This window comes from Reyranella sp. CPCC 100927 (assembly GCF_007859315.1).
GTDB lineage: Bacteria > Pseudomonadota > Alphaproteobacteria > Reyranellales > Reyranellaceae > Vineibacter.
In genome coordinates this window covers 44,134-58,800 of the sequence record NZ_VOHA01000026.1, presented here as the reverse complement: position 1 = coordinate 58,800, position 14,667 = coordinate 44,134, and the positions used below count along the sequence as shown (strand labels likewise).

Here is a 14,667-nt window from a genome sequence, read left to right as displayed (position 1 = left end):
GCGCTTTTGGACATCACCCGGTCACCGCTGCGGCACGATCCATGTTCCTGGACCTGGATCAGTCAACGTTACGCGCCACGGTTCGAACCATCGCTCGCGCATCAATCGGATCGCCCTGACCCAGGGGCTGGCGTTTTCGAACGTGAAGTCGCTCCCCATGCCCATGACGTTGGCGCCCATCGGCTTTCCTTGTCGCGATAGGCCCAGACCGTAGCAGTAGAGAGAATGTTCGCCGCCTGCTTCAAGACGATCCACGCGGTCGTCGGGCGTGCCTTGAAGGCGATGCAGGAGCGAGCGGATGCAGGCCTTTGTCGTCATCATCACGCCGATGTGCTCGAGGCCCAGCAGATGGCCTATTTCGTGAGCGATCGTATACGACAACGACGTCGGCGATCCCGAGTACGGGTTGAGGGACGGAACACCATCCAGCGAATCCCACAGTAAAGCGGCCGAACCGAAAGAACCCCCATCCTTGGGGGGCGCGAGGCGGCTCTCATCGAGATGCATCACGAGGACGGATGTATGCTCGGTACCTTTACGCGGCATGAAATCGACCGCCAGTTCGCAACGAATGTTGGGGCGATAGGATGAGTTCGGCGGCTTTACCACATCGAATTCAAAGAACGTATGTGGTGGCACCAGCCAGAATCTGTTGTTCCACATGTTCGCCTGCGCCGCCGCGGAGGCAACGAACTTCTGCCACTCGTCCGGGTTCCAGGGTGACGTGACGAAGCGTTGGCCCGTGTTGTCAGGAAGATCAAGGCCGGTTGGCGCCAGCGGCACCAGCCTGATTTTGAGATGGATCGTGAGCTTGAGCTGTCCTCCCATCAATGGCTTGTAAAGGGCAGCGTCGAAAAGCGCCGACATCCCGCCAAGCATGGGCGTGCGAACCGTCGTGGAGAGGAGAGGCACGGGGGAATAGATGACTTGCATCACGGATCTCCGCGGCACCGCGTTGAGTCAAAGGCGTGGTGCCGTCGAGGTCATGATGTGCGCGATCGTCTGTCGGAGGATATTTCCAAACGGTAGTACGGCACTCAGGGCGGCTGGTATCGCGTGATCACGAGCGATTTGATCGTCAGAAGTGGACGCAGCAGTGTCGATCGCTACCAAATGGCAGTATCGCGTGAGCGCGAACGTTGGCCATGCTCTCGCACCAGCACGGCGGAAGGCGCCTGTGCCTCCGGCTCAGGCGATAGTGAACGCGATCGAGGTTGCGCGATGCCGATCACCCACACTGATGTCATCGACGTTCTGCAGGATCCCCTGGTCAAGCGCATGAACTTCCGGGTTGGACGGGTATCGCTATCGGCCGCCGAGTACGGAAAGGTCGTGGATCACCTCCAAACCGGCGATATCACGGTCGCTCCGGCCCGGAATGGCGCACTCTACCGTCCCGGCCCGAATACGATCGAGCTGGCAGGGGATTCACCGCTGGACGTCCGCGTTCGCCGGGACATCATTCATGAATGCACGCACGCATTGATCGACATCAACGCGCCAGGCACGACGCGTCTGGAAGGCGAGGTTGCCGCCTACCTTGCTGAGTTCACATATCTGCTGATGTGGAACAACACCCGGCCATTTGTCGGTGACCGGTCCCAGGAGATGGCGAACACGCCCGACAGCAAGAGGACCCTGCAATCGATCTCGCAGTTTGCGTACACATACAATCTTCATGTTCCGCAGGGTTTCGGCACTTCCATCGATTTGCGCGACATCGCGCGCATGGTCACGATTGTCCAAGCCGAACCGCTATACGCGGGGATTGGACGGAACGAGAAGCTGATTTCCCCTGGTGTCCGCATCCATCCGCCGTGGGCTCCCGCGCCGCACAAGGCGCCGTAGGAACGATGCGACCGGCGAGCGCAAAGACATACGGCGAGGTCAACGTGTAGTCTGCCTGCGTCCGGCATCGAGTGGCCGGTTCGGCCTCACGTCACAAGGCGCCCATGCCGCCGGAGGCAACGCCCGTATCGCTCGTCCTGCGTCACGGTCTGGGCCGTTCCCGTCGCAGATGGTCTTGTCGTGACTGCGATCTTCAGCCTCCCCCTTGCTCGATGCGGGTCTGGGCGATCTCGCGCAGCTTCGCCTTCTGGATTTTGGTGCCGTTGGCGCTCGACGTGACCGGGAAGGCGTCGATCACCAGCACGCGCACCGGTACCTTGTGCCGTGCCAGCCGGTGGGCGGCGTGGCGGATGATGGCGGCCTCGTCCGGCGCCGCGCCGGCATCGGCGATCACGCAGGCCACCGGCCGCAATTCACCCTTCAGCGGCACGCCCACGACCTGGCACTCGGCCACGCCGGCGCATTGCTGCACGATGGCTTCGATCTCGGCCGGGCTCACTAGGTAGCCGCCCAGGCGCAGCGTATCGCCCATGCGCGCCAGGTACACGAAGCTGCCGTCGGGCCGCGTGAAGCCGAGGTCGCCGCTGCGGAAGTAGCCGTCCTCGGTGAAGGCCTGGGCCGTGGCTTCGGGATTGCCGAAGTAGCCGCGCATGACGCTCTGCGGCGCGCGGAACTCCAGCTCCCCGGTCTCGCCATGCGCCATCAGCGCCTGCGACTGCGGATCGCGCACGCGCACGTGTGCTGCCGGGCTGACGAAGGAACCGCCGCCGCAACTGCGGTCCGCCACCGGTGCCGCCGCGTCCTGTGCCGCCAGCAGCGCCTGCAGTTCGCTCGATCCGTACAGCCCCGCGATGCGGATGCCCGCGGCCTCGGCCCGGGCCACGATATCGCCCTCGCCGGGCGAGAAGGCCGCGTAGCCGACATGCTGCAGCGATCGCGCGAACGCGGTCGCCTGCGGCAGCTGCAGCAGCTGCGCCAGGGCCGTATCGCTGGCGTACATGTGCGTGACGCCGTGGCGCACGATCGCGTCGCCGTCGCTTTGCGCGCTCCAGACCGGCGACATGATGAGCCGCCCGCCGCCGGCCAGGCTGGCCAAGGTCGTGGCCAACCCGAACACGCCGCACAGCGGCGGCACCAGCAGCGTGGTGCTGTCGGCCGACAACCCCCAGGCCCGCACCACGTTGCGCGCGTGGCTCATCAGCGTGCGTTGGTCGTGCAGCACGAACTTGGGGCGGCTGGAGGTGCCCGACGTCGTGAATAGGGCGCAGCCGTCGTCGCCCGCCCCCGGATGGTCCGGCAGCGGCGCGTGGCTCGCCAGGGCAGCGTACGCCACGGCCGGGCGGCCCAGCAGTATTTCGCTGCCGGCGCCCGCCGCATCGCCGTAGGTGACAAACGCGGTGAGGTGAACCAGCGCCTGCGGTTCGCAATCGCCCAGGATGCCGGCGAGGTCGATCTGCTTGAAGGCCGGCCAGAACACCAGGATCTTGGCCTGTGAGCGGCCCAGGATGTCGCCCAGCTCGCTGCTGCGGAACCGCGTGTTCACGGCCACCGCGATGGCGCCGATGCGCGCGCAGCCGAAGAATGTGGCGAGCCACGCATCGACGTTGGGCAGCCAGATGGCGACCCGGTCACCGGCGCCGACGCCCAGCTGGCGCAAGCCGGCGGCCACCCGTGCGCTGGCGTCGACGAGCTGGCCGTAGGTGATGGCGGTGGCGCCGTCGTCAGCGATCACGGCAACGCTGTCACGCGGCGCGGCAGCCAGCAGATCGTGCAGGGTCGGCGATGGATCGGGCGGTCTCACGTTCATGGCAGCCTGAAGCAGGGATGCGGTGGCGGTGCCCGGGTATCATAGGGACCATCGCACAGCGCGGCGATGGCCGGGTGCGCGCGCGCATCACCCTGCGGTCGAAATTTTCAATTTCGTTCCGATTGTCGGCACCCGGCGCTTGAACTATGTCTGGCAACAACAGCGTTCCCGATCGAGGGTTTCATGAGTGCGCCCGACCCCGCGAGCCTTGCGCACACATCACGAAATGGTCTGTGCGCGGCGCGCGACTTTCTGGCCGTAACTGGCCGCTTTCTGCCGTCGACTGGCCGTATGCGGCAATGTCCTCCAAGTTCTTGAAATCAAACCCCGGTCCGACTTTCTGGCCGTATCTGCCCTTTCTGCCGGCCGGTGCAGAGCCATGCGACCCGTTGACAGCATTGCGCCGGATGCGTCACGGTTGTAACCGGATGGTTACTTGAGCGGGAGAACATGATGGCGGCCAACGGCGGCCTGCATTGGTCCGACATTCCGGCCCCGGTCCTGGCCGTGCTGCGGGGCGGCGCCGTGCTGCCGGCGCATCCGCTGGCGCTGGACGATGCGCGCGACTTCGACCGCGAGTCGCAGCGCGCGCTGGCGCGCTACTACATCGATGCCGGCTCGGGCGGCCTGGCGGTGGGCGTGCACGCCACGCAGTTCCAGATCCGCGACGTCGGTCTCTATCGCCCGGTGCTGGAGCTGGCGCAGCAGACCGCGCAGGAGTGGACCGACCGGCCGCTGGTGATGATCGCGGGCGTCATCGGCAAGACCGCGCAGGCGGTGGAGGAGGCGCGCACCGCCCGCGCGCTCGGCTATCACGCGGTGCTCCTGGGCCTGGGTGCGCTCAAGGGCGCCAGCGAGGACGAACTGGTCGAGCACTGCGCCGCGGTGGCGCGCGAGATGCCGGTGATCGGCTTCTACCTGCAGGCCGCCGTCGGCGGCATCCCGCTGTCGCGCGCCTTCTGGACCCGCTTCGCCGCCATCGACAATGTCGTGGCCATCAAGGTGGCGCCGTTCAACCGCTACAAGACGCTCGACGTCGCCGTCGGCGTCGCGACCGCTGGTGCCGAGGACCGCGTCACGCTCTATACCGGCAACGACGACCACATCGTGGCCGACCTGCTGACGCCGTTTGCCGTGCGCACCGGCAACCGCGAGGTCAGCGTACGTTTCCGTGGTGGCCTGCTGGGGCACTGGAGCGTGTGGACGCGCGCCGCCGTCGACCTGCTGGCGCGCGTGCATGCGGCGGTCGACAGCGGCAGCGTGCCGCTCGACGTGCTGGCACTCGACTCGCAGGTCACCGACTGCAATGCCGTGGTGTTCGACGTCGCCAACGACTTCCGCGGCTGCATCCCCGGCTGCCACGAGATCCTGCGCCGCCAGGGCCTGCTGCGCACCGTGCACTGCCTGGACCCGCACGAGGTGCTGAGCCCCGGCCAGACGCAGGAGATCGACCGCCTGTACGCGACCTATCCCGAGCTCACCGACGACGCCTTCGTCGCCGCGAACCTGGCAAGATGGCGGGGGTAGATAAAAAACGCCTCCCCAGCGAAGCTGGGGAGGTGCCCCGAAGGGGCGGAGGGGAGCCGTGGTGATCTTGGTAACTGGGACCACGTCGGCTCCCCCTCCGGCCTTCGGCCACCTCCCCCAGCTATGCTGGGGGAGGGACACTCACTGAAGGATCTGACGTCATGCCAACACGTCGCCTCGGCATCATCATGAACGGCGTGACCGGGCGCATGGGGACCAACCAGCACCTGGTGCGCTCCATCGTGGCCATTCGCCAGCAGGGTGGCGTGGCGCTGGCCAACGGCGATCGCGTGATGCCCGATCCCATCCTGGTCGGCCGCAACGCCGAGAAGACCGAACGCCTGGCCAAGGCACATGGCATCGAACGCTGGACCACCGACCTCGACGCCGCGCTGCACAACCGCAACGACGAGGTCTTCTTCGACGCTGCCACGACCCAGATGCGCGCCGGCCTGCTGGCCCAGGCGATCGATGCCGGCAAGCACATCTATTGCGAAAAGCCGGTGGCCGACACCCTGCATCACGCGCTGGCGGTGGCCAAGAAGGCCAAGGCCGCCGGCATCAAGCACGGCGTGGTGCAGGACAAGCTGTTCCTGCCCGGGCTGCTGAAACTGAAGATGCTGCGCGACTCTGGTTTCTTCGGCCGCATGCTCTCGGTGCGCGGCGAGTTCGGCTACTGGGTGTTCGAGGGCGACTGGCAGCAGGCCCAGCGGCCGTCATGGAACTACAAGAAGGCCGAAGGCGGCGGCATCATCCTCGATATGGTCTGCCACTGGCGCTACGTGATGGACAACCTGTTCGGCGCCGTGAAGTCGGTGAGCTGCCTGGGGGCCACCCACATTCCCGAACGCTGGGACGAGGCCGACAAGAAGTACGCCGCCGACACCGACGATGCCTGCTACGCCACCTTCCAGCTCGAGGGTGGCGTGGTGTGCCACATCAACAGCTCCTGGTGCACGCGCGTGCGCCGCGACGATCTGGTGACCTTCCATGTCGACGGCACCCTGGGCTCGGCGGTGGCCGGCCTGCAAAGCTGCCGGGCGCAAGCGCGCGTGGCCACGCCGCGCCCGGTGTGGAACCCCGACGTCAAGCAGAGCATCGATTTCTTCGCCGGCTGGCAGGAGGTGCCGGACAACGTCGCCTACGACAACGGCTTCAAGACCGAGTGGGAGATGTTCATCCGCCACGTCTGCGAGGACGCGCCGTTCAAATGGACCCTGTTCGAGGGCGCCAAGGGCGTGCAGCTGGCCGAGCTCGCGATGCAGAGTTGGAAGGAGCGCCGGTGGATCGACGTCCCGGCGCTGGAGGTTTAATTTTTGTGCCGTTCGTTCGGTCTGTCATCCCGAGCGCAGCGAGGGATCTTCCGGAAGCAGGGACTCTTTTCGCAGGAGATTCCTCGCTGCGCTCGGAATGACGTAGAAGCAGCATGAGGCCGTAATGCCCACCATCCATCTTCCCACCCGTGACGGCCGCACCGAAGCCTTCACCACCCGTGCCCCGCGGGTGTTCCCCAAGGCCGATCGCCCGTTCAACCGCATCGCCTATTCGGCGGTGCATGTCGTGGCCGATCCGTTCGCCGATCACGACCCATGGCTGACGCCGGCGATCGACTGGGAAACCACGCTGAAGTTCCGCCGCTACGTGTGGTCGCTGGGCCTGGGCGTGGCCGAGTCGATGGATACGGCGCAGCGCGGCATGGGGCTCGACTGGCCGACCAGTCTGGAGCTGATCCGCCGCAGCACGGCGCTGGCCAAGGCCGAAGGCGGCCTGATCCGCTCCGGCGCCGGCACCGATCATCTGGCGCCGTCACCCGACCTCACCATCGACGACGTGATCCGCGCCTACGAGGAGCAGTGCGAGGCGGTCGAGGCGGCCGGCGGCCAGATCATCCTGATGGCCTCGCGCGCGCTTGCCGCCTGCGCGAAATCGCCCGACGACTACCTGAAGGTCTATGACCGCATCCTGCGCCAGGTGAAGGAGCCGGCGCTGATCCACTGGCTGGGCGAGATGTTCGACCCTGCGCTCGACGGCTACTGGGGCCACAAGGACCATTGGCAGGCGATGGAGACGTGCCTCGCCGCGATGGCCGCCAACGCCGGCAAGGTCGACGGCATCAAGATCTCGCTGCTCGACAAGGACAAGGAGATCGTGATGCGCCGCCGCCTGCCGTCAGGCGTGCGCATGTATACCGGCGATGATTTCAGCTACGCCGAGCTGATCGCGGGCGACGCGCAGGGCCATTCCGATGCGCTGCTGGGCATCTTCGATGCCATCGCGCCGGCGGCGTCGGCGGCGCTGGGCGCCCTGGCGCGCGGCGACAGCAACATGTTCCACGACATCCTGGCGCCCACGGTGCCGCTGTCGCGCCACATCTTCCGCGCACCCACCCGCTTCTACAAGACGGGCGTGGTGTTCATGGCCTACCTCAATGGCCTGCAGGAGCATTTCGTGATGGTGGGCGGCCAGCAGAGCGCGCGCTCCCTGCTGCACCTGTCCGACCTGTTCCGCCTCGCCGACGCCGCCGGCCTGCTGAAGGACCCCGACGACGCGGTTGCCCGCATGCGCCGCGTGCTCGCCGTGCACGGGCTGGCGAACTGACAACCCTTACCTTCCCCCGCTTCGCGGGGGAAGGTGCCCGAAGGGCGGATGGGGTGCCGTGCAACCAAGGAATTGTCTGATTTGAGGACTCGATCGGTGCTTATCCGCAGCAACGCAACGCTTCGACGATCCCCCATCCGCCCCTTCGGGGCACCTTCCCCCGCAAGCGGGGGAAGGTAAGGGTCAAGACATGCGCGACCTCGCCGCCAACCCCGATCTGCTGTCGCTGAACACTGCCACGGTGCGCGAGCGCTGGACCCTGCCGCAGATCATCGAGGGCTGCGCGCGCCACGAAGTCCGCGCCATCGCGCCGTGGCGTGACCAGGTTGCCGCCTGCGGCCTCGACACAGCGGCCAGGCTGATCCGCACCCACGGCCTGCGCGTCAACGGCTACTGCCGCGGCGGCATGTTTCCCGCCGCCGATGCCGCCGGCCGCGCCCGGGCGTCCGAGGACAACCGCCGCGCTGTCGACGAGGCGCTGGCATTGGGCGCCGAGTGCCTGATCCTGGTGGTGGGCGGCCTGCCGGCCGGTTCCAAGGATATCGCGGGTGCCCGCCAGCAGGTGAAGGACGGCATCGCGGCGCTGCGCGACTATGCGCATCCGCAGAAGCTGCCGCTGGCGATCGAGCCGCTGCATCCGATGTATGCCGCCGACCGTGCCTGCGTGAACACGCTGGCGCAGGCCAACGATCTCTGCGACTCGCTGGGCGAGGGTGTCGGCGTCGCGGTCGACGTCTATCACGTCTGGTGGGACCCGGCGCTCGAGCGCGAGATCGCGCGCGCCGGCCGGCGCATCCTGGGCTTCCATGTCTGCGACTGGCTGGTGCCGACATCCGACATGCTGCTCGACCGCGGCATGATGGGCGACGGCGTCATCGACATCCCTCGCATCCGCCGCTGGGTCGAGGCCACAGGCTACAGCGACTGCGTCGAGGTCGAGATCTTCTCGGCCGGCAACTGGTGGAAGCGCGATCCCGACGAGGTCCTGCGCACCGTGCGCGAACGCTACGTCACGGTGTGCTGACCTATCCCTCCCCACCGCGTGGGGAGGGCACTCACGGCAGATTCAGCTGCCAGGACACGCCGTAGCGGTCGTTGAGCCAGGCGAACCAGCGGCTGAAGCCATAGTTGTTGGGCGGCATGAGATAGCTGCCGCCGACGACCAGGGCCTCCGACAGCCGCCGGATCTCGTCGTCCGACTCGCAGGTGATGAAAAACGAGAACGACGGCGTGAACGTGAAGGCGTGCTTCACATGGCTGTCGATGCACATCACCGTCTGGCCGCCGACGGTGAAGCTCGCGACCTTGACCGAGCCTTCGGGACCGGGTTCGCCCGGCCCGTAGCGGGCGACATCGATGATCTCGCTGCCGGGGATCAGCGAGACATAGAAGTCCATCGCTTCCTGGGCTTTGCCCTCGAACATGAGAAAAGGCCGAACCGACGTGACCATGGCTGTCCCTCCACGTGGTTGGAGGAGAAATTCCTACAGATCGCGGCCGTTGAACGGCGTCGGCGTCAGGCTGCCGATGTCGACGCCCTCCAGGCAGCGCACATTGACGGCCACCATCGGCGTGCCGTCGGGCTTGGTGCCGCGGGCAAACGACTCGACGCCGCACGTCGGACAGAACTGGTGATGGATATGCTTCTTGTTGAACAGATATTCCTTCACGTCGTCCTTGCCGGACACCAGCTTGAACGCCTGCTCCGACACGAAGGTCAACAACAGGCCGTGCTTGGTGCAGATCGAGCAGTTGCATGCAATGAGCGGTGCCAGATCGGTCGTCGCTTCGTAGCGCACGGCGCCGCAGTGGCATCCGCCGGCATAGGTCTTCGCTTCGGCCATCACGTCCCTCCTTCAATCGATCACAACCGTCGCGGCGAGCGCAGCGTGGTACGGCGCCGACAGCAGGTCGCGGCCGGCAAGCAGGTGATCGAGATACCAGCGCGGCGGCCGCAGGTCACGGGCGACGACTGCCGGCAGGGCGACGTACATGACGGCATCGACCGTCGCACCGGTATCGAGGCGAAGCACGCGCACGGCGTGGCGGGCGTACTGACCCCGCGCGACGCCCTCATCGACATCGAGCAGATCAAGGCCCAACGCGGGCATGCGATTCAATGTTCCCTCGACCGCGCCGGCGGGGTCTTCCATCACGTTGGCGGCGCCTTCGCCCGGCCGGTTCAGCCGTTGCTTGTTGAACGCCAGCCGCCAACCGTCCAGTCGACCCGCGACGCGCTCGAGCACCGGTGCACCCTTGTCGGTGCAGCGCATCTTGAGCCGAGCCGGATCCATGTTGGATCCGTAGGCGAAGTACCACACGTCAGCCATGGTCTCTGCATCTCTCCGCCAGTTTGCGGCCGTGCGGTCAAACGGTCATCCCGAGCGCAGCGAAGGATCTCCAGGAAACGGAGACTCCCTTTCCAGGAGATGTCTCGCTGCGCTCGACATGACGGACTGGTCGCATCATCACTGGGCCTTTTGCTGCGCTCAGGACGACATACTCTCTCACCCTGCGTCCGGCTCCAGCAGCGCGGTCTTCTCCAAGGTCTGCAGTGTCGTCTCGATCAGCTCCAGGGCGGCGCGTCGGCGCTCGTCGTCGCCGGAGATGGGCTGGCCGTCGCGCTGCAGGTTGGTGCCGCTGTCAGCCAGGGCCTGCAGAAGGCCGGTGCACAGCGCGTCGCGGTCGCGCGTGCCATCCATCAGCGGCAGCAGCAGGTGACCGGCGGGCGCGATCGCCGCCGGCTCGTGCCGCAGGTTGGCGGTCCAGGTCACGCGTTGTGCCGCGTCGTAGCGCGCCAACGCCGTGGCCTGCGGTCGCGCGGCGCTGGCACTGCCGGTGCGGACCGGCTCGATGTAGTAGTCGAGCATGCCGGCGTTCAGCATACGGTAGAGCGCGTCGATGACCGCCGCCTCCTGCGCCGCGGGCGATGCGGCCCAGCGGCCGGCCGTGGCGGCGAGCTCGGCCGGCGTCGCCGTCGCCGGATAGCGGGCGCTCAGCATTTCCACGGCAACGGCCACGCCAGGGCTGTCGGACGTCAGCGTGCGGCCGCTGCTGTCGCGGAACACCCGGGCGCCATTCTTGCCGGTCGCGCTGTCGGGCGTGAAGCGGCCGGCGACATGCAGCTGCTGCAGCCGATGGGTATCGAGTGCCCGCTGGGCCCGGGCGGCGGTCGCCGCCTTGGCCAGGACCGACTGCCGGAAGGTGCGGCCGGTCAGGATGTCGATGTATTGCTCCAGCGGCAGCAGGCGGTTGTCCGACAGCTGGCGCAGCGCCACCGCGATCTCCTGGCCGTAGGTCTCGGCGATCATGGTGTGCAGCTCGGTTTCGCCGAGGTAGCCCAGGCCCAGTTTCTCGGCGCCCAGCACGAACTCGGTGACGGTGCACGGGTTGTTCTCGTCCTCGAGGAACTCGTGCAGCACGTAATCGTCGCGCTGGTTGGCGAGAAAGCCGGCCTCGGTGCGCAGGGCGTTGCCGTACGGCGTCTGCTGCGGCACGCGGTCCTTCAGGAACTCGATGAACCAGCGCGCCTGGGCAATCTTCTGCGACGGGTCGGGAATGTGGGCGGCATGGGCGATCATCGAGTCGCGCACCACGCGCTTCATGTGCCAGCCGGGCATCACGTTGTAGCTGACGATGGCGACGCCGTCGTCGCTCAGGCGCTCGGCGCACACCCGCAGGATCGCCTCGCGTACCGTGGCCGGCACCCAGCTGTAGACGCCATGGCAGATGATGTAATCGAACGGCCCGTCATCGGGGCCGATCTCCGTGACGCTCTGGCGCCGCAGCGTGAGGTTGCGCAAATCAAGGCCATCGGCGCGCCGCTGCGCCTGCTCGATCTGCACGCCCGACAGGTCGATGCCCAGGCACGTCGAGTCCGGCAGGTGCATGGCCATCGGGATGATGTTGCCGCCGGCGGCGCAGCCGATCTCCAGGATGCGCGCGGTGCGCACTTCAGGCGGCGACAGGCCGAACAGGGCGGCGATGGCCGCCAGCCGTGCCGGATGGGTCAGCGGGAAGGGGTGCGACTGGTAGGGCACCTCGTCGTATTGCGCTGCCGTGCGCGCCAGTGCCGGCGCGACTTCAGGCGAGAGGGTGGGCGTGTCGGCGGACGTCATGGCAAGGCGAACTCGTACGAAGGAAGGGGACAGACGCTCGGGATGATAGCGCGAATTGCTGGTATCTCACGCCGAATCGGCCTGCAGCAGGGCGCCGGCCGCCAGCGATGTCAACAGAAAGTCGATCAGCTGCAACGCGGCGTCGCGCTGCGCGTCAGGCTCGGTGATCGGCGCGTCGTCCTGCTTGAGCTGCATGTCGCGGCCGGCCATGGCCTGCAGCAGATCGGTGCACAGGGCCTCGCGGTCGCGCGTACCGTCGAGCAAGGGCACCAGCAGCTGCCCCGAGATGTCGAGGGATACCTCCTCGTGCCGCAGGTTGGCGGTCAACGACGCGCCGTGCGCGGCATCGAAACGGGCCAGCGCAATGGCCGTCGGACGCCGGGTATCGGCGGAACCGACGCGCAAGGGCTCGATGTAGAAGTCCAGCATCCCGGCATTCATCATCTCGCCCAGCGCATCGAACACGGCGGTGTCGTGCCGGGCTGCCTCCGCCGGGGCGGCGGCCTCGATCAACTCGGCCGGCGTCACGGTACCCGGGTAGCGCGCCATCAACGCATCCAGCGCGGCATGCACCGTGGCGCTGTCGGTCGTGAGCGTACGAGCGGTGCGGTCGCGGTAGGTACGCTTGCCGCTGCCCTCCGGTCCCGGTGTCATCGTGAGCTGGGCCGCGACATGCAGGTCCATCAAGCGTCGCGGGTTGAGGGGACGCTGTACCGGGCCCATGGTGGCGGCCTTCACCAGGATCGATTGCCGGAAGGTGCGGCCGGTGATGATGTCGATGTACTGCTCATGCGCCAGCAGGCGATTGCGCGACAGCTGCTGCAGCGCCGCCGCCGTCGCCTCGCCATAGCCGTCGGCGATCATGGTGTGCAGCTGCGTATCGCCGAGGTAGCTCAGCCGGGCCCGCTCGGCGGCGCGCACGAACTCGGTGACGGTGCAGGGGTTGTTCTCGTCCTCGAGGAACTCGTGCATCACGTAGTCGTCGCGCAGGTCGGCAATATGCTCCAGCTCGGTGCGCAGCGCGTTGCCGTACGGCGTTTCCTTGGACACGCGGTCCTTCAGGAGGTCGATGAACCAGCGTGCCTGGGCTGCCTTCTGCGACGGATCCGGTATGTGCGCCGCATGGGCGATCATCGAGTCGCGGACCACCAGCTTCATGTGCCAGCCCGGCATCACGTTGTAGCTGACGATGGCCATGCCGTTGTCGCTCAGGCGCTCGCCGCACACCCGCAGGATCGCTTCGCGCACCGTGGCCGGTACCCAGCTGTAGACGCCATGGCAGATGATGTAGTCGAACGGTCCGTCATCGGGCCCGATCTCGGTGACGCTCTGTTGCCGCAGCGTGACGTTGCCCAGGCCCATGCTCTCGGCGCGCCGCTGGCCCTGCTCGATCTGCACGCCCGACAGGTCGATGCCCAGGCACGTGGCGTCGGGCAGGTGGGCCGCCAGGGGAATGATGTTGCCGCCGGCGGCGCAGCCGATCTCCAGGATGCGCGCGGTGCGCAGAGGTGGCGGCGTCAGGTCGAACAGCTTGCCGATCGCCGCCAACCGCGCCGGGTGGGTCGATGGAAAAGGTTTCGACTGGTAGGGAATCGCATCGTACTGCGCTGCCGTGCGTTCCAGCGCCGGTGCGATTTCCGGCAGGGAGGCAGGTGTGTCGCCGGATGTCATGATGCAGGGTTATCTCCAGCTGTCATCCCGAGCGTAGCGAGGGATCTTTCTGTCTGGTTGTCTCGGCCTGACAAGATTCCTCGCTGCGCTCGGAATGACAGGAGCGTGAAAATCACTCCACCACCCGGAACTGGTAGGGCGATTCCAACGAGGCCGCTTCCTCGGCCGTCAATGGCGCGAACGCGGTGGCCTTGGCGGCGTCGTCGAGCTGGTCGAGGCTGGTGGCGCCGATGATGGGGGCCGCCATGTAGCTCTTGGACCACAACCACAGCAGCGCCGCCTGCGTCGGCTTGATGCCGCGCGCCGCCGCGATCCCCTTCAATCGGTCGACGATCGTCCAGTCGCAGTCGCGGTAGGTGCCGGCCTTGACCACGGTATCGCTCTTGGAGCGCTCGGTGGCGCCGCCGCCGTCACGCTCACGGTTGCCGGCCAGGAAGCCACGTGCCAGCGGGCTGTAGGGGATCAGCCCGACGCCCTGCTCGGCACAGAGCTGGTTCATCTCGCGCTCTTCCTCGCGCTGGATCAGGTTGTAGAGGTTCTGCATCGCGATCGGCCGCGCATAGCCCTTCCAGTCGGCGATCATCAGCATCTGCGCGAACTTGTAGGCCGGCATGGTCGAGCCGCCGATGTAGCGCACCTTGCCCGACCGCACGAGCTGGTCGAGCGAATACATCGTCTCTTCCAGCGGCGTGTGCGGATCGAGCCGGTGTACCTGGTAGACATCGATATGGTCGGTGCCCAGCCGCTTGAGCTGCGCGTCGATCGAGCTCGCGAGATGCTTGCGGCCGGTGCCGACGTCGTTGGGCTTGTCGCTCATGCGGATGCCGACCTTGGTCGAGATCACGATGTCGTCGCGCGGCACCATCTTCAGCAGGGTGGCGCCCATGATCTCTTCGCTGACGCCGGCGTTGTAGGTGTCGGCGGTATCGAAGAAGGTGATGCCGACGTCCAGCGCCCGCTTGAAATAGGCCGGCGCCTCGTCGGTGTCGAACTTGCCCCAGCCGCGGCGGCCCTTGGCACCCCAGGAGTTGCCGCCGAGGCAAACGCGGCTCACCATCAGGCCGGAACGGCCGAGCGGAACATGCTTCATGATCTTTC

Annotated in this window: 13 protein-coding genes; 5 read left to right on the top strand and 8 right to left on the bottom strand. The window is 66.8% G+C overall.

What is annotated here, in order from left to right:
- Positions 1 to 21: 21 nt before the first annotated feature.
- Positions 22 to 933, bottom strand: a complete 912-nt coding sequence (locus FQU96_RS36360) for a hypothetical protein (RefSeq protein ID WP_146546312.1) — start codon at positions 931 to 933, stop codon at positions 22 to 24.
- A 288-nt stretch (positions 934 to 1,221) separates the two neighbouring features.
- On the opposite strand from FQU96_RS36360, the gene FQU96_RS36355 reads away from it, so the two are divergent.
- Positions 1,222 to 1,848: a hypothetical protein gene (locus FQU96_RS36355; protein ID WP_146546311.1), complete on the top strand. Its 627-nt coding sequence runs from the start codon at positions 1,222 to 1,224 to the stop codon at positions 1,846 to 1,848.
- 193 nt (positions 1,849 to 2,041) lie between these two features.
- Here the strand turns inward: FQU96_RS36355 and FQU96_RS36350 are convergent, their stop codons facing one another.
- A complete protein-coding gene (locus FQU96_RS36350) occupies positions 2,042 to 3,655 on the bottom strand; it encodes an AMP-binding protein (protein WP_146546310.1) in 1,614 nt (537 codons plus the stop codon).
- Positions 3,656 to 4,108: 453 nt separating this feature from the next.
- Between FQU96_RS36350 and FQU96_RS36345 the strand changes: the two genes are divergently transcribed.
- From FQU96_RS36345 to FQU96_RS36330, 4 genes are all read left to right on the top strand, one after another.
- Positions 4,109 to 5,182 (top strand): dihydrodipicolinate synthase family protein, encoded by a 1,074-nt coding sequence (locus tag FQU96_RS36345; protein WP_146546309.1) that lies wholly within the window; start codon positions 4,109 to 4,111, stop codon positions 5,180 to 5,182.
- 161 nt (positions 5,183 to 5,343) lie between these two features.
- Entirely contained in the window at positions 5,344 to 6,495 is a 1,152-nt protein-coding gene (locus FQU96_RS36340) for a Gfo/Idh/MocA family protein (RefSeq protein ID WP_146546308.1), read from the top strand.
- Between the two features lie 124 nt (positions 6,496 to 6,619).
- Positions 6,620 to 7,780: a dihydrodipicolinate synthase family protein gene (locus tag FQU96_RS36335; RefSeq protein ID WP_146546307.1), complete on the top strand. Its 1,161-nt coding sequence runs from the start codon at positions 6,620 to 6,622 to the stop codon at positions 7,778 to 7,780.
- 190 nt (positions 7,781 to 7,970) lie between these two features.
- Positions 7,971 to 8,804 (top strand): sugar phosphate isomerase/epimerase, encoded by an 834-nt coding sequence (locus FQU96_RS36330; protein WP_146546306.1) that lies wholly within the window; start codon positions 7,971 to 7,973, stop codon positions 8,802 to 8,804.
- Positions 8,805 to 8,835: 31 nt separating this feature from the next.
- Here FQU96_RS36330 and FQU96_RS36325 read toward each other — a convergent pair whose 3' ends face one another.
- The 6 genes from FQU96_RS36325 to FQU96_RS36300 form a co-directional block, all read right to left on the bottom strand.
- Complete coding sequence (locus FQU96_RS36325; protein WP_146546305.1) at positions 8,836 to 9,231, bottom strand: VOC family protein; 396 nt, start codon at positions 9,229 to 9,231, stop codon at positions 8,836 to 8,838.
- A gap of 33 nt (positions 9,232 to 9,264) precedes the next feature.
- Positions 9,265 to 9,624, bottom strand: coding sequence for a GFA family protein (locus FQU96_RS36320; RefSeq protein ID WP_146546304.1), 360 nt, complete (start codon positions 9,622 to 9,624; stop codon positions 9,265 to 9,267).
- 12 nt (positions 9,625 to 9,636) lie between these two features.
- Positions 9,637 to 10,110 (bottom strand): gamma-glutamylcyclotransferase family protein, encoded by a 474-nt coding sequence (locus FQU96_RS36315; RefSeq protein ID WP_146546303.1) that lies wholly within the window; start codon positions 10,108 to 10,110, stop codon positions 9,637 to 9,639.
- 177 nt (positions 10,111 to 10,287) lie between these two features.
- Positions 10,288 to 11,898, bottom strand: coding sequence for a class I SAM-dependent methyltransferase (locus FQU96_RS36310; RefSeq protein WP_146546302.1), 1,611 nt, complete (start codon positions 11,896 to 11,898; stop codon positions 10,288 to 10,290).
- 66 nt (positions 11,899 to 11,964) lie between these two features.
- Entirely contained in the window at positions 11,965 to 13,569 is a 1,605-nt protein-coding gene (locus FQU96_RS36305; protein ID WP_146546301.1) for a methyltransferase regulatory domain-containing protein, read from the bottom strand.
- A 112-nt stretch (positions 13,570 to 13,681) separates the two neighbouring features.
- The gene (locus FQU96_RS36300; protein ID WP_146546300.1) at positions 13,682 to 14,659 is read right to left on the bottom strand and encodes an aldo/keto reductase; all 978 of its coding nucleotides are present in this window, start codon (positions 14,657 to 14,659) and stop codon (positions 13,682 to 13,684) included.
- Positions 14,660 to 14,667: the final 8 nt, after the last annotated feature.

Excerpts from the sequence above, each read along its gene's own strand:
- FQU96_RS36360 (WP_146546312.1), bottom strand. The coding sequence starts at position 933 with ATGCAAGTCATCTATTCCCCCGTGCCTCTCCTCTCCACGACGGTTCGC.
- FQU96_RS36355 (WP_146546311.1), top strand. The coding sequence starts at position 1,222 with ATGCCGATCACCCACACTGATGTCATCGACGTTCTGCAGGATCCCCTG.
- FQU96_RS36350 (WP_146546310.1), bottom strand. The coding sequence starts at position 3,655 with ATGAACGTGAGACCGCCCGATCCATCGCCGACCCTGCACGATCTGCTG.
- FQU96_RS36345 (WP_146546309.1), top strand. The coding sequence starts at position 4,109 with ATGGCGGCCAACGGCGGCCTGCATTGGTCCGACATTCCGGCCCCGGTC.
- FQU96_RS36340 (WP_146546308.1), top strand. The coding sequence starts at position 5,344 with ATGCCAACACGTCGCCTCGGCATCATCATGAACGGCGTGACCGGGCGC.
- FQU96_RS36335 (WP_146546307.1), top strand. The coding sequence starts at position 6,620 with ATGCCCACCATCCATCTTCCCACCCGTGACGGCCGCACCGAAGCCTTC.
- FQU96_RS36330 (WP_146546306.1), top strand. The coding sequence starts at position 7,971 with ATGCGCGACCTCGCCGCCAACCCCGATCTGCTGTCGCTGAACACTGCC.
- FQU96_RS36325 (WP_146546305.1), bottom strand. The coding sequence starts at position 9,231 with ATGGTCACGTCGGTTCGGCCTTTTCTCATGTTCGAGGGCAAAGCCCAG.
- FQU96_RS36320 (WP_146546304.1), bottom strand. The coding sequence starts at position 9,624 with ATGGCCGAAGCGAAGACCTATGCCGGCGGATGCCACTGCGGCGCCGTG.
- FQU96_RS36315 (WP_146546303.1), bottom strand. The coding sequence starts at position 10,110 with ATGGCTGACGTGTGGTACTTCGCCTACGGATCCAACATGGATCCGGCT.
- FQU96_RS36310 (WP_146546302.1), bottom strand. The coding sequence starts at position 11,898 with ATGACGTCCGCCGACACGCCCACCCTCTCGCCTGAAGTCGCGCCGGCA.
- FQU96_RS36305 (WP_146546301.1), bottom strand. The coding sequence starts at position 13,569 with ATGACATCCGGCGACACACCTGCCTCCCTGCCGGAAATCGCACCGGCG.
- FQU96_RS36300 (WP_146546300.1), bottom strand. The coding sequence starts at position 14,659 with ATGAAGCATGTTCCGCTCGGCCGTTCCGGCCTGATGGTGAGCCGCGTT.